General features: G+C 58.6%; 11 protein-coding genes and 1 tRNA gene. 7 read left to right on the top strand and 5 right to left on the bottom strand.

The window, feature by feature from the left end; genetic code table 11:
• Nucleotides 1–164 precede the first annotated feature (164 nt).
• The 4 genes from rplS (at nt 165) to ACVWZJ_RS00810 (ending at nt 2401) form a co-directional block, all read left to right on the top strand.
• Nucleotides 165–542 (top strand): 50S ribosomal protein L19, encoded by a 378-nt coding sequence (gene rplS, locus ACVWZJ_RS00825; RefSeq protein ID WP_011434427.1) that lies wholly within the window; start codon nt 165–167, stop codon nt 540–542.
• Between the two features lie 67 nt (nt 543–609).
• A tRNA-Trp gene (locus ACVWZJ_RS00820) sits at nt 610–682 on the top strand.
• A 69-nt stretch (nt 683–751) separates the two neighbouring features.
• Nucleotides 752–1576: a tetratricopeptide repeat protein gene (locus ACVWZJ_RS00815; RefSeq protein ID WP_041437723.1), complete on the top strand. Its 825-nt coding sequence runs from the start codon at nt 752–754 to the stop codon at nt 1574–1576.
• Between the two features lie 396 nt (nt 1577–1972).
• The gene (locus tag ACVWZJ_RS00810; RefSeq protein ID WP_457393970.1) at nt 1973–2401 is read left to right on the top strand and encodes a hypothetical protein; all 429 of its coding nucleotides are present in this window, start codon (nt 1973–1975) and stop codon (nt 2399–2401) included.
• 151 nt (nt 2402–2552) lie between these two features.
• On the opposite strand, the gene pgl is transcribed toward ACVWZJ_RS00810, so the two are convergent.
• Nucleotides 2553–3284 (bottom strand): 6-phosphogluconolactonase, encoded by a 732-nt coding sequence (pgl, locus tag ACVWZJ_RS00805; protein ID WP_011434423.1) that lies wholly within the window; start codon nt 3282–3284, stop codon nt 2553–2555.
• Between the two features lie 86 nt (nt 3285–3370).
• Complete coding sequence (locus ACVWZJ_RS00800) at nt 3371–4378, bottom strand: phosphoribulokinase (protein ID WP_457393965.1); 1008 nt, start codon at nt 4376–4378, stop codon at nt 3371–3373.
• A 351-nt stretch (nt 4379–4729) separates the two neighbouring features.
• Between ACVWZJ_RS00800 and ACVWZJ_RS00795 the strand changes: the two genes are divergently transcribed.
• The 3 genes from ACVWZJ_RS00795 (at nt 4730) to ACVWZJ_RS00785 (ending at nt 9933) form a co-directional block, all read left to right on the top strand.
• Nucleotides 4730–5620, top strand: coding sequence for a ferredoxin reductase domain-containing protein (locus ACVWZJ_RS00795; protein WP_011434421.1), 891 nt, complete (start codon nt 4730–4732; stop codon nt 5618–5620).
• 140 nt (nt 5621–5760) lie between these two features.
• Entirely contained in the window at nt 5761–8409 is a 2649-nt protein-coding gene (leuS, locus tag ACVWZJ_RS00790; RefSeq protein ID WP_457393962.1) for a leucine--tRNA ligase, read from the top strand.
• Nucleotides 8410–8541: 132 nt separating this feature from the next.
• Nucleotides 8542–9933, top strand: coding sequence for a TldD/PmbA family protein (locus tag ACVWZJ_RS00785; RefSeq protein ID WP_457393959.1), 1392 nt, complete (start codon nt 8542–8544; stop codon nt 9931–9933).
• 234 nt (nt 9934–10167) lie between these two features.
• On the opposite strand, the gene ACVWZJ_RS00780 is transcribed toward ACVWZJ_RS00785, so the two are convergent.
• From ACVWZJ_RS00780 to ACVWZJ_RS00770, 3 genes are all read right to left on the bottom strand, one after another.
• Nucleotides 10168–10425, bottom strand: a complete 258-nt coding sequence (locus ACVWZJ_RS00780) for a CHRD domain-containing protein (RefSeq protein WP_414374720.1) — start codon at nt 10423–10425, stop codon at nt 10168–10170.
• 379 nt (nt 10426–10804) lie between these two features.
• Nucleotides 10805–11263, bottom strand: coding sequence for a fasciclin domain-containing protein (locus ACVWZJ_RS00775; protein WP_011434417.1), 459 nt, complete (start codon nt 11261–11263; stop codon nt 10805–10807).
• Between the two features lie 81 nt (nt 11264–11344).
• The gene (locus ACVWZJ_RS00770; RefSeq protein ID WP_011434416.1) at nt 11345–12655 is read right to left on the bottom strand and encodes a CO2 hydration protein; all 1311 of its coding nucleotides are present in this window, start codon (nt 12653–12655) and stop codon (nt 11345–11347) included.
• Nucleotides 12656–12668: the final 13 nt, after the last annotated feature.

Genomic DNA, 12668 nt, shown 5'->3' with positions numbered 1-12668 from the left:
AAGTCTCCCGTTTGTAACAAAAGCTTTATCTTTGTCTAGCCTATTGGAAAAATGGGGGAAGCGTAAACACAGTCTCCCACCTCTTGAGCTCTATGTCGGCCAGCTCTGTACAAAAAACAGCGACGATTGTTACCATGGTTAACTGCCGGTAGCGCGGGAAGGCCATGAACGTTCGCATCAACGCTGAGGAGATCATCCGCTCCATTGAAGCTGCCCAGATGAAGCCGGATCTGCCGGAGATTCGGGTTGGGGATCAGGTACGGGTGGGAGTTCGCATTCAAGAGGGGGGCAAGGAGCGGGTACAAGCCTTTGAGGGCACGGTCATTGCCATGCGCCACTCCGGCATTAACCGCACCATCACGGTGCGCAAGGTTTTCCAGGGAATCGGCGTGGAGCGGGTTTTCCTCATTCACTCCCCGCGCATCGAGTCGATTCAGGTGCTGCGGCGGGGTAAAGTGCGTCGGGCCAAGCTGTTCTATTTGCGGGATCGGGTGGGCAAAGCCACTCGCATCAAGGCTAAGGCAGAGAGCCCAGATAGTTGAGGAACAGCTCCTCTGAAAATTAGGTGTACCTGCTACACTGGGTAAGCGGGTGTAACCTTTGGCCAATGCGTCCTTAGTTCAGTTGGTAGAACGTCGGTCTCCAAAACCGGATGTCGGGGGTTCGAGTCCTCCAGGGCGCGCTAACCATCAGACCCCCTGCGGCGATGGCTTCAGGTGGGGACACCCCATCCAAGGTGGTTTTTGCAGCCATGAAGTCCGTCAGTGTACCCAACCTACTCCCTGCGCTGCTGCTGGGGCTGCTGTTTTGGCTAGGGATCCCTATCTGGCCTGGATCGGGTGTGGTGGCAACGGCAGCGAGCAACAGGGTAGATCACGAGATCGATCGACTGTTTGAGGAGGCCTTTGCGGCTACTCAGAGGGGAGATTTTGCCCGGGCGGAAGCCCTGTGGACTCAACTGTTGCAGATCCAGCCTGATAATCCAGCCCTGTGGAGCAACCGGGGCAATGCCCGTGTCAGCCAGCACCAACTGCAGGCAGCTCTGGAGGATTACGCTGAGGCCATTCGTTTGGCCCCTGAGGCGCCGGATCCCTATCTAAATCGAGGAACTGCTCTGGAGGGGCTGGGGCGGTGGCAGGAGGCGATTGCAGACTACGAACGAGTGTTGCAGTTGGATCCCAACGATGCGGCGGCCTACAACAACCGCGGCAATGCGGAAGCAGGGCTGGGCCAATGGCAACAGGCTTTGGCCGACTACCGCCGCGCCACAGAATTGGCTCCCGACTACGCCTTCGCTCAGGCCAACTATGCTCTGAGCCTCTACCAGGTGGGTGAAACAGAAGCTGCCCTGCGCTTGATGCGGGCTCTGGTGCGCAAGTACCCGAAGTTTCCAGATATGCGGGCTGCTCTCAGCGCCATTCTTTGGGCGCAGGGTCGCCAGGGAGAGGCTGAAAGTCACTGGGTGGCTGTGCAAGGACTGGATCCCCGCTACGCCGACCTGGAATGGGTGAAAACCGTCCGCCGTTGGCCACCGGCAATGGTGGCAGCTCTGGAGCGTTTCCTTTCTCTCAAGTAGTGAGGCTTACGATTGCGGCGGAGGCACTCTGGGTCTTGACTCTGCGCATTGACGAAACAGTTGCTGGGGATCCCCGCAGCCAGAGTCTCAGGTTACATCCTGTCTGGGGGGATGGAGATTGCTAGATTGGGATCAAGCCGAGGGCGGATTCCAGCAGCAGGCTTAACCCAGAGCCAAGAGAGCGCAGAGGGATCCCAAAGGCTTTCAGCGAGCTGTGAAAAAAACTGTGTAAGGGATTGCTTCCTGCGACACCTTTTCGCCTTTTTCTTCGTCTGTTTTAGACCTATCGCGGCGCGTGGTATCAACGTGAGTGCAATGGCTTGTTTCTCTCGCTCTTCTTCCTTCCTCCCCGATTGGAGAGGGGGGCTGCGAAGTCACTGGAGCTGGGCAGGGCTGTTGCTCGTGGTTCTGCAGATTGGGCAACCCGCCGTGGCTCAGACGGAAACCCGAGTTTGGAGCGGAACCGGCCAAATTTTGAGCGGCCAGGGGCAGGGGGCGACGGTGCAATTGATCTTGGAAACGGGTGGCGGGCGTATCTGGAGCCAATCGGGGCCGGCTTTGGATGCACCCTTTTCCGGCGGCCATATTTCGGTAACCAGCGGTGATGGCACCTGGCAAATCCAATCGCAAGGGGATCAGTTGTTGGTTACCTTTTACCGCGGCGAGCAGATCATCCGCTGGCAACTGCGGCCCATGGGCGAGATCCCCAGCTCTTCCCCTTCTGCGCCATCCAGCTCCCTGAGCAGTGACTCCGCCCAGCCCGTAGCGCTGCCCGTCCAAGAGCTGGTGATTCCAGTACTGAAGAATTTGCCCGGTACCCCCTGAGGGATCCCTGCCCCGCCGGTTCTCGACCCATGAAACCTGGTGCGTTGGCCGCTGGGGCTATCAAACCTGTGGCCACTGGAATGGGCTGGGATGATTTTGGGGGCGGTGGGCCTGGGGATCCTATCCCATCGGCAGTTAGCCCGCCTGTTGTTTAGCTGAGCAGCGGGACACAGGGCAGGGGCAGTTGAGCTGCTGCCGCCGCATCCAGCAACCACAGCAGCCGTCCTCTGGGGTTTACGCGCTGGCAGGGTAGGTGGGCCTCGGTGGTCAGCGCCTCTTTCACGATGGGGGCTTTGTTCGCTCCGGTTACCAGGAACACCACCTGGGCTGCTTGGTTCAGAACAGGATAGGTCAAGGTTAGACGCGGCTCCTGCCCTTTTTGCCCCACCGTCACCCAGCGGTGCTGCACCTGCAGAGCGGCGGTGTCGGGAAATAGAGAAGCTGTGTGGCCGTCTTCCCCCACCCCCAGCCATACCAGGTCGAGAGAAGGGCACTCTGCACCGAAAATCTGCCGTAGGGTGGCCTCGTATTCGGCAGCATCGCGAAGGGGATCCCCCGCTTGGGTAGGCATGGGGAAAACTTGAGCTGCCGGGATCCCGATCTGCTGCAGCAGGGTTTCTCGTACCATGCGGTAGTTGCTTTCAGGGTGATCCGGGGGAACATAGCGCTCATCCCCCCAGAACAGCCAGGTTTGTTGCCAAGGGATCCCTGGGGTTTGGGCCAGGGCAGCATACAGCTTCTTGGGGGTGCTCCCTCCCGCCAAGGCCACCGTAAAGCGTCCCCGCTCGCGAATGGCAGCGGCTGACCGAGCTTGCCAAATCTCGATGGCCCGTTGGATTAAGACGGGGCCCTCCGGAAAGATCTCCAACTGGAATCCCTGCATACACCGAAGCCCTACTGCCGACCTATGCTGGGTCAGCCGACCTGCACCAACACTTTACCGAAGGGATCCCCTAAGCGGGGCAAACACTAGGAAGCCACCGCCAGCTCTTTGGCTTCTGCCCGAATTTGCTCGTAGAGGGCGCGCAGCTTCAGGCCCACGATGATCTGAATCAGACCAGAGCCATTGCGGGATCCCGGGTATTCCGGGTGCTTGCGCAACAGTTCCGTCAGCTCGCCATAGTAGCGGGTGGACAAGTTGCTCAGGTGGTTCTCGATGTAGATGACCTCTTCCAGCTTGTCGAAGGTGCCGTCGATCTCCAGAATCGAAACCGGGTGCTCGAAGTAGGTGGAAGGGCCATAGTGGAGGCGGATCCCTGGATAGGAACAAGTCAGCTTTTTGCCGCAGGGGATCCAATCAATGGTGGAGCCTTCGTCAAAGAGATAAACATGGTCGAAGTACTTCACCCCTTCCCGCTGGATCAGCCGCACCCGCAATACCTTGTGCTCTGGATCCAGCTCCGGCAACAACTGGGTAGGCAAAACCTCAATGACGGCATCGGCGTACTGCTTCTGCACATCGACATAGGCTTCAAAGTCCGGGCGGCGAGCCTCGATTGAGCGCAACACATCTTCGTAGGTGTGGCCCCGCTCCGCCATGTCCCGCTTCACTTTCCAAGCAATCTTGATCTCTGGGGCCAGATCCAAGTACACCTTGAAGTCCAGCAGCTGGCGCACCCGCTCGTCATACATGGGATGCAGCCCCTCCAGGACGATGATGCGGTTGGGCTCCACCAGCTCCGGCGGGTCAATCATCCCCGTCTCGTGGTTGTAGATGGGCTTCATCACGCTTTGGCCGTTCTTGAGCGCCTTGGCCTGCTCGTACATCAGGTCGAAGTTGTTGGCGCGGGGATCCAGCGCCGTGATGCCCTTCTCTTTGCGCTGGTAGCGATCCAAGGAGTGATAGTCATCCAGACAGATGGTGGTAATCAGATCCCGGCCAAATAGATCCCCCAGCCGGCGTAAAAAGGTGGACTTGCCACAGCCAGAATCTCCGGCGACACCAATCATCACAACACGATCAGGACTGCTTGCCATGGGAACTCCTTGGGGACGGGCAGGGCAAAACTGAGAAAAAGGCTCTAGAAAGTTACCAACTGTTACGGTCTTACATGATACCAAATAAAGCCGTTACATCACAAGCCGCTGGCAGGCCAGAGAGGTGGGCACCCTAAGCAACAATTTAACAAAAAATCCATATTTTTGGCCGATGAGCTTGGCCGGGATTATTTTTCCGGGGTTGCCGCTCTCAGGACGGCCTGGGGGGCTGGCGAAGGTCGTCTGCTTCTCCTCTGACAAGTTCCATTTGAGCAGCCGGGCTGCTGTGGTGTTTGCTATTTTGCTATATGTAAACTCATTTCCTCCCAGTGCCAGGAGCAGATCGCAGGTATGGTTGCCAGCGCAGAAAAGCGAGAGGTTGTCGTCAATCTGTATCGTCCCAACGCACCGTTGATCGGCCACTGCGTGGAGACCTACTCCATTGTCGGTGAAGGAGCACCCGGACTGACTAAGCACATTGTGCTCAGCTTGCCGGATCCCAACTACCGCTACCTAGAAGGGCAAAGCGTCGGCATCATTCCTCCTGGTGAAGATGCCAAGGGCAAACCCCATAAGCCCCGCCTTTACTCGATCGCTTCCACTCGCTTTGGCGATGATGGCGAGGGGCGCACCGTCTCTTTGAGCGTGAAGCGGGCCGAATATGTCGATAGAGAGACAGGCCAGCCGGGGGTGGGGGTCTGCTCCGGCTTCCTCACCGATTTGAAGGCAGGCGACGAGGTGATGATCACGGGGCCATCGGGGAAAACCTTCCTACTGCCCGAAGATGAGAACGCCAACCTGATTTTGATCGCCACCGGCACCGGCATTGCTCCTTTTCGCGCTTTCATCAAGCACCTGTTTGAAGAGGATCCCAACTATCAGGGCAAGATCTGGCTGTTCTTTGGGGTGCCCACCACTTCCACCTTGCTCTACCACGGGGATCTGGAGGCTTGGAAAGCCCAGTACGGGGATCGCTTCCGCGTCGATTACGCCATCAGCCGCGAGCAACAAACCCCCGATGGCAAGAAAATGTACGTGCAAAACCGCATGGCCGAGTACGGCGCCGAGCTGTGGGAGATGCTGCAACAGCCCAACACCTACACCTACATCTGCGGCCTCAAGGGGATGGAGGACGGGATCAACAACGTCATGGGGCCTTTGGCGGAACAAGCCGGTCAGGATTGGAGCAAGTTCCAGAAGGAACTGAAGAAAGCAGACAGGTGGCACGAAGAAACCTACTGATCCCTGCTTGTGATCCCTGCTTGTCGGTTTGTCAGCGCCAATAGGGATCCCGTTCCTTGCTTGAGAGCACTGGCGTGGGGAGTATGTCAAAATGCTTCTATCTCCCAGCGTATGCGCTTTTTTCCCAGGAGCATCGAACCGTGGACGCGCGCTACAATCCCCAGGCCATTGAGAGCAAGTGGCAAGCCCACTGGCGTGAAATCGGGCTGGATCGCACCCCAGAGCTGAAGGACGGGAGCCGCAAATTCTATGCTCTGTCCATGTTCCCCTATCCCAGCGGCAACCTGCACATGGGGCATGTGCGCAATTACACCATCACCGATGTAATTGCCCGCCACAAACGAATGCAGGGATACGCGGTGTTGCACCCGATGGGCTGGGATGCCTTTGGCCTGCCGGCGGAGAATGCCGCCATCGACCGGGGGATCCCACCGGCCAAGTGGACCTACCAAAACATTGCCCAGATGCGGGATCAGTTGCAGCGGTTGGGCCTGTCCTACGACTGGGAGCGGGAGATTACCAGTTGTTCGCCGGACTACTACAAGTGGACGCAGTGGATCTTCCTGCAATTTTTGCAGGCGGGCTTGGCCTACCAGAAAGAGGCGGCGGTGAACTGGGATCCGGTGGATCAGACGGTGTTGGCCAACGAGCAGGTGGATGCGGAGGGGCGTTCCTGGAGATCCGGCGCCCTGGTGGAAAAGCGCATGCTCAAGCAGTGGTTTTTCAAAATCACCGCCTATGCCGACCAACTGCTGGCGGATCTGGAAAAGCTCTCCGGCTGGCCGGAGCGGGTGCGCACCATGCAGGAGAACTGGATCGGCCAATCGGTGGGGGCTAAGGTGATTTTCAAAACCGAGGCAGGGGACGAGCTGGCAGTGTTCACCACCCGGCCCGATACCCTCTGGGGGGCCACCTTCATGGTGATGTCGCCGGAGCACCCCTTGGTGGACAAGCTCACCACCGCCGAGCAACTGCAGGCCGTCAGAGCCTATCAAGCCCAGGCCGCTGCCCGCAGCGAGATCGAGCGCAGCGCCGAAGACCGGGAAAAGACAGGGGTTTGGACGGGATCCTACGCCATCAACCCCGTTAACCAAGAGCGGATCCCCATCTGGATTGCCGACTATGTGTTGATGGGCTACGGGACGGGGGCCATCATGGCTGTGCCTGCCCACGACCAGCGGGATTTCGAGTTTGCCCGCAAGTTCGGCCTGCCCATCAAGCGGGTGGTGCAGCCGCCGGAGGGTTCTCCGGCCTCAGCGGATCGCGCCAGCGGGACGGAGTCCTCAGAACTGCAGGCTGCCTGGACGGGGGAAGGGGTGATGATCAACTCTGGCCCCCTAGACGGGATCCCGGTGGGCAAAGGCCCAGGGCAAAGCGTGGAAAGAGCCATCGCCTGGCTGGAAGCCCAGGGGCTGGGGGAAAAGCAGATCAACTACCGCCTGCGGGATTGGCTGATCTCGCGGCAGCGCTACTGGGGTTGTCCCATCCCGGTGATCCATTGTCCCCACTGTGGCATTGTGCCGGTGCCGGAGAAGGATCTGCCGGTGCTCTTGCCGGAGGATGTGGAGCTGACGGGGCGAGGGGGATCCCCGTTGGCCCAGTTGGAGGACTGGGTGAAGGTGAAGTGCCCCACCTGTGGCGCGGAGGCTCGCCGGGAAACCGATACCATGGACACCTTCATCTGCTCGTCGTGGTACTTCCTGCGCTTCAGCGATGCCCGCAACGACCGAGAGATCTTCCGCAAAGACCGGGTGAACGCCTGGCTGCCGGTGGATCAGTATGTGGGTGGCATTGAGCACGCCATCCTGCACCTGCTCTACTCCCGCTTTTTTACCAAGGTGTTGCGGGATCGGGGGCTGCTGGATTTTGACGAGCCGTTCTCGCGTCTGCTCACCCAGGGGATGGTGCAAGGGCGCACCTACTACAACCCCAACAAGTCCGGCAAGGATCGCTGGATCCCGGCAGCTCTGGTGAAGGATCCCAACGACCCGCGGGATCCGGAAACGGGCGAGCCCCTGCAAGTTATCTACGCTACCATGTCCAAGTCCAAGGGCAACGGCGTGGATCCCGAGGAGGTGCTGGCCCACTACGGGGCGGATACGGCCCGCATGTTTATCTTGTTCAAGGCCCCGCCGGAGAAGGATCTGGAGTGGGACGATGCCGATGTGGAGGGGCAATTTCGCTTTCTCAACCGCGTCTGGCGGCAGGTGTACGAGTTTGTCGTTCGCGGTGGCGGGACGGAGTCCTGGCGGGGCAGGGTCTCAGAGCTGTTGCCGGCCAAGGTCGAGGTGGGATCCCTGACCAAGGCGGAAAAAGATCTGCGCCGGGCCATCCACACCGCCATCAAGGAAGTCAGCGAAGATCTGGAAAACGATTATCAATTCAACACCGCCATTGCCGAGCTGATGAAGCTGAGCAATGCTCTGGGGGAGGCCGGGATCCTGGATTCGCCGGTTTATGCAGAGGGGATCGGCACGCTGGTGTTGCTGATGGCGCCTTTTGCCCCCCATATTGCGGAGGAGCTGTGGCAGGCGCTGGGGGGCGCAGACTCGGTGCATCGGCAGTCTTGGCCCAGCTATGACCCGGCAGCGCTGGTGGCCGACACGGTGACCATTGTGATTCAGGTGAACGGCAAATTGCGCGGCTCGTTTGAGGCCCCTGCCGAGGTGACGCCGGAGGAGCAGGAACAGTTGGCCCTTCGGTCAGAAGCAGCGCAGAAATACCTGGAGGGGGCAACACCCAAAAAAGTGGTGGTGGTGCCGAAAAAGCTGGTTAACTTTGTCCTCTAACGGCGGGCCTGGCCAAAATGTTCCGCACTGCTGACACGAACGGGATCGGGGCTTTCACTCGGCGTGGCAGCTCATCGACTTTCCAGGATCGGGCTATGCTGGACTGAGGACTACACCCATCTCCCTGTTGCTATGCGAGACCTTCTGCGCGACATCCTTCGGGACTGCTCTGGCTTTGTGGAACTGCGCTACCACGGCAAGGTGTTTCGCAGCATCACTGCCGAGAAGGGCCGCCTTGAGCGCACCGCGGTTCGTCGCCGTTCCGGAGTGGGGGTGCGGGTGTTGGAGGCCGGCACTTGGGGCTTTGCTGCCACCGGGGATCCCTCGCCGGCTGCCATTCGGGAGGCCATCGCTGAAGCTCGCCGTGCCGCCCAAGCCAGCGCCGACTACCGCAAACAAAAGCTGGGATCCCTGCCCAGTGTGCGGCTGGCCCAAGGGGAGTTCTGCGAGCCCGGTGTGGAGGAGGTGTTGAACAAACCGCTGGAGGCGAAGATCCAGTTGGCTCTGGAAACCGAGGCACAGGCCCGGCAGGCCTCTCGCCAAATTAGCTCCGCCAGTTGCACCTACAACGAGATCTACGAGGAAAAAGCCATTGTCACCACCGATGGGGCGGATGTGGCCTTTCGTCTGGTGCGCCCCGAGCTGCGAGTTCAGGCGGTGGCCGAAGCTGCCGGCCAGCTCAGCAGTGGCTCCGAGGCCATTGGGGTAACAGGGGGATGGGATTGCCTGTTCCGCTCGCATCCCTTGCAGATGGCGGAAAAGGCGGCTGCTACCGCGGTTGATTTATTGTCCGCAGGCTACGCAGAAGGGGGATGGGCCACGGTTATTCTGTCGCCTTCCATCGTGGGGCTGTTGGTGCACGAGGCCATTGGCCACACGGTCGAGGCGGATTTTGTCCTGGCGGGTTCTGTGGCTGCCGGCAAGCTGGGGCAGCGGGTGGCCAGCGACTGGGTTACTCTCAAAGACTCCGGCCATTCGGAGTTTATGCCAGGGGCAGGGGGAACCCTTCCTGTGGACGACGAGGGCGTTCCTACCCAAAGCACCACCATCATCCAAAACGGCATTCTGGTCAGCTATCTCCACAACCGCGAAACTGCCGCCCACTTTGGGGTGGAGCCCACCGGCAATGCCCGCGCCTGGGAATACGCCGATGAGCCTTTGATCCGCATGCGCAACACCTTCATCGAGCCCGGATCCCAAACGCTAGAAGAAATCATCGCCAGCACTCCCGATGGCTACTTCCTGGATGGGGCCAGGAACGGGCAGGCGGACTCCACCGGCGAGTTTATGTTTGGCGTGGAGCGGGCCTACCGCATTCGCGATGGCAAGCTGGCGGAGTTGCTGCGCGGTGTCACCATCACCGGCAATGCTTTTGAGGTGCTGCAATCGGTGGATGCCGTCTCGCGGGACTTCCTGTGGGATTTGGGATCCGGCCATTGCGGCAAGGGTCAACCGGCCAAGGTGGATGCAGGCGGCCCCTACATTCGCTGTCGGGCCATTGTGGGCGGACAGCAACCTGTGTAGTTATTCCCTTGGCGCTCCACAGCTAGCCCAGAGGTGAAGCCTACAGCTCGCTCTGTAAAGGGGACTGGCAGGCCAGCTCCAGGACTACCGAAAGCTGCTGGCCAGGAGCTACACAGAAACTCTGTCCTGCCGGCACGACTGACCGTGGGGGAGTTCACAGAACAGCCAATCCGTCCGCAAAAATTAGGGATCCCCTCACCTGCGGGGATCCCAGATGGGGTACTGGATCAAACCTTAGCGAGGGAAAACCACCTGGGCTCGCAACTCGCCCGGCGGGTTGGCCTGCGTGTGAATGTTGATGTAGTAAGCTCCGGCCAAAAAGCTGGAGACTTGCTCAGGGGTGAGGTTGGCTTCCAGTCGGAAATTCCCCGACTGATTGCCTGGATTCGGCAACATGTTCAAGACAAAGACCACCGGCCCTGTGGCCTGGGCGAAAGATTGTCCTGGCTGCGGCTGAGCAATGTGAATATGTCCAGGGCCAAAGTTAGCAATGGGTAGAAGTGGGGTTGTGAGATTTGTAAAGCTTCCTTAACCGCTGAGAAACAAGACAGCAACCAGGCAAAAGCCGCAAAAAGCCTCGAAAATTGAACGAGGCCGAAGGGCAAAACCGATCAACAACATGGAAAAAGCTCCTCGGTCAGAGAACAGGCCAAATAAGTTACGTATCAGGCCAAGCTTCGGATTCATCTCTGGGTTTAAAAGATGGCAAAATCCCCGCTACCAAGAGACAAAAGCCCCTACCCTGTGGGGGTTGGGGGATGGTGTAGACTGCACGCGGAGCAGAAATCTCTGACCGTACCCATTGGAAGGCATAGCCGGGGAGAGTGTTCACCAAGGCACTTTCCCCAACCTCCGTTCAGGATGGATCCGTTTATCCTCTGGCCGAGGCGGCCAAAGCAGAGTTCATGATCGGCCAGAACCAGTGGGGCCGCATCAGGATGACGGTGTCAATGACGTGGATGATGCCGTTATCGGCTTCGATGTCCGCTTGGATAACGGTGGCGTTATTGACCTCGAAAACGTCCCCTTCGATCAACAAGTCGATGGGGGATCCCTCTACCGAGCCCACACTTTGGTACTTGGCCAAATCTGCCTTTTTCAAGCGGCCGGGCACCACGTGGTAACACAGGATGCGAGTCAGTTGGGGGATATTTTGCACCAGGGTGGTGATGGTGCCAGGAGGCAGCTTGGCAAAAGCCCCATCGGTGGGGGCAAAAACGGTAAAGGGGCCAGGGCTTTTGAGAGTGTCTACCAGGTTTGCCGCTTTAACGGCAGTTACCAAGGTGGAAAAACCCTCAGCAGAGACCGCAATATCGACAATATCGGGCATGGCCGGGATCCTTTTGCTGTGAAGTTGTTGCTAACTGGATTGCTGCTCGAAAGGCTTTGAGATCATTAAAGTTGCCACGGGCTAGCGATAATTCTGATCCTGAATGTAGGCGAGGCGGGCTGCTTCCCGGATCCCATATTCCGGTCGGGTGAAGCGATTGAGTTGTCCCTCAAAATAACGGCGGTTCATCATCAAGTGCCGTGGATTTGGATCATCAAGGGGATACAAGAAAGCGGCCCTTCCCGCCTGAATCACGGCTGAGGTGACGTTGTACATGGAGCGCTGGAAGCTAACCCCCAATTGAATCAGCATGTCCTCTTCGCCGCGGCAATGCTTGCGATAATACTCCACCAAATACTGGGGCAAAAAGTGGTACATATCCTGGTGCAAGAGCGTGGGCGGGATCCCGGCGGTGCCCACCGGAAACTTATCGGCGTAGAGGATCCCGTAGTGAAAGTCCAACTGGTTGGTGGGAACTTCGTTGGCCTGAGCGTTGTAGGACTTGGTGCCGCGGAAAGGAGAGGTGCGATAAAACACGGCCTCTACATAGGGGAAAGCGGCCTCATATAGCCAGGTAAATCCCTTGGATTTGGGCACAATATCGTACCATTCTCCCCGAATGCGCACGCGATGGTAGATGGGTCGTCCGGCAATGGCGAAGATCCCGTTGACCAGAAAGTTCATCGCCTCCGGCACGCTGGTAATTTTGCCTTCATCGTAGAGATCGCTCATCTCAAAAAAGACCGGAGCCATCACCTCCCAAAACAGGCCCAACACCGAGTACATGGTGGCCTGGCGGCACAGCTCCAAAAACATATCGGGGAAGAGCTTGTATAGCCCCATCAACAAGGGGTTGCCCTGGCAATAGGCGCGGATGGCGCGGTCGGCATTTTGCTTGTATTCTTCGGAATCCATGTAGGGATCCAGCAAGCCCCCCATATCCCGGTGCCAGAGCATGGCCCGCATACATTCTTCGGCAAATTCCATGTTGATGCGGTCATGCCAAAGGTGATGCAAAATCCGCGGCAGCTTGCGCTTGAGCTCCCCTTTTTCCATGAACTCCAGCAGTTCCGGGTGGGCCGTAGCGGGGCCGCGCCAAATGCGCAAATCGGCATTATCCCCCGCGTAGTGGTTGGCCAGCTTCAAATATTCTTCGGGAATGATGAACTTAAAAAAGGGCAAGGGATCCACAAACACCTGCTCGGCAATGTAGAGCAGATCGCGCCAGTAAAAGTCCATCGGCACCGCATAGGCTTTGTAGAGGCCGATAATTTGCATCAGGTTTTCCGGCGTATCCGGCAGCATCGATCCCCCAGCCTCCAAGCGGTGGACTACATCCGCAAAAGGGTGGGTAGAAGGGGGAAGCTTGCGGGTTGTAAGGGTTGTCGTCATGGAAGAAGTCTCC

The sequence above is a fragment of the Thermostichus sp. OS-CIW-29 genome (assembly GCF_054058195.1).
This window is presented reverse-complemented; position numbering and strand designations above follow the sequence as displayed.

What these genes read in the sequence shown, in the direction of transcription:
- ACVWZJ_RS00770 (WP_011434416.1), bottom strand. Translation starts at nt 12,655, where the DNA reads ATGACGACAACCCTTACAACCCGCAAGCTTCCCCCTTCTACCCACCCT.
- ACVWZJ_RS00795 (WP_011434421.1), top strand. Translation starts at nt 4,730, where the DNA reads ATGGTTGCCAGCGCAGAAAAGCGAGAGGTTGTCGTCAATCTGTATCGT.
- pgl (WP_011434423.1), bottom strand. Translation starts at nt 3,284, where the DNA reads ATGCAGGGATTCCAGTTGGAGATCTTTCCGGAGGGCCCCGTCTTAATC.
- rplS (WP_011434427.1), top strand. Translation starts at nt 165, where the DNA reads ATGAACGTTCGCATCAACGCTGAGGAGATCATCCGCTCCATTGAAGCT.
- ACVWZJ_RS00785 (WP_457393959.1), top strand. Translation starts at nt 8,542, where the DNA reads ATGCGAGACCTTCTGCGCGACATCCTTCGGGACTGCTCTGGCTTTGTG.
- ACVWZJ_RS00775 (WP_011434417.1), bottom strand. Translation starts at nt 11,263, where the DNA reads ATGCCCGATATTGTCGATATTGCGGTCTCTGCTGAGGGTTTTTCCACC.
- ACVWZJ_RS00815 (WP_041437723.1), top strand. Translation starts at nt 752, where the DNA reads ATGAAGTCCGTCAGTGTACCCAACCTACTCCCTGCGCTGCTGCTGGGG.
- ACVWZJ_RS00800 (WP_457393965.1), bottom strand. Translation starts at nt 4,378, where the DNA reads ATGGCAAGCAGTCCTGATCGTGTTGTGATGATTGGTGTCGCCGGAGAT.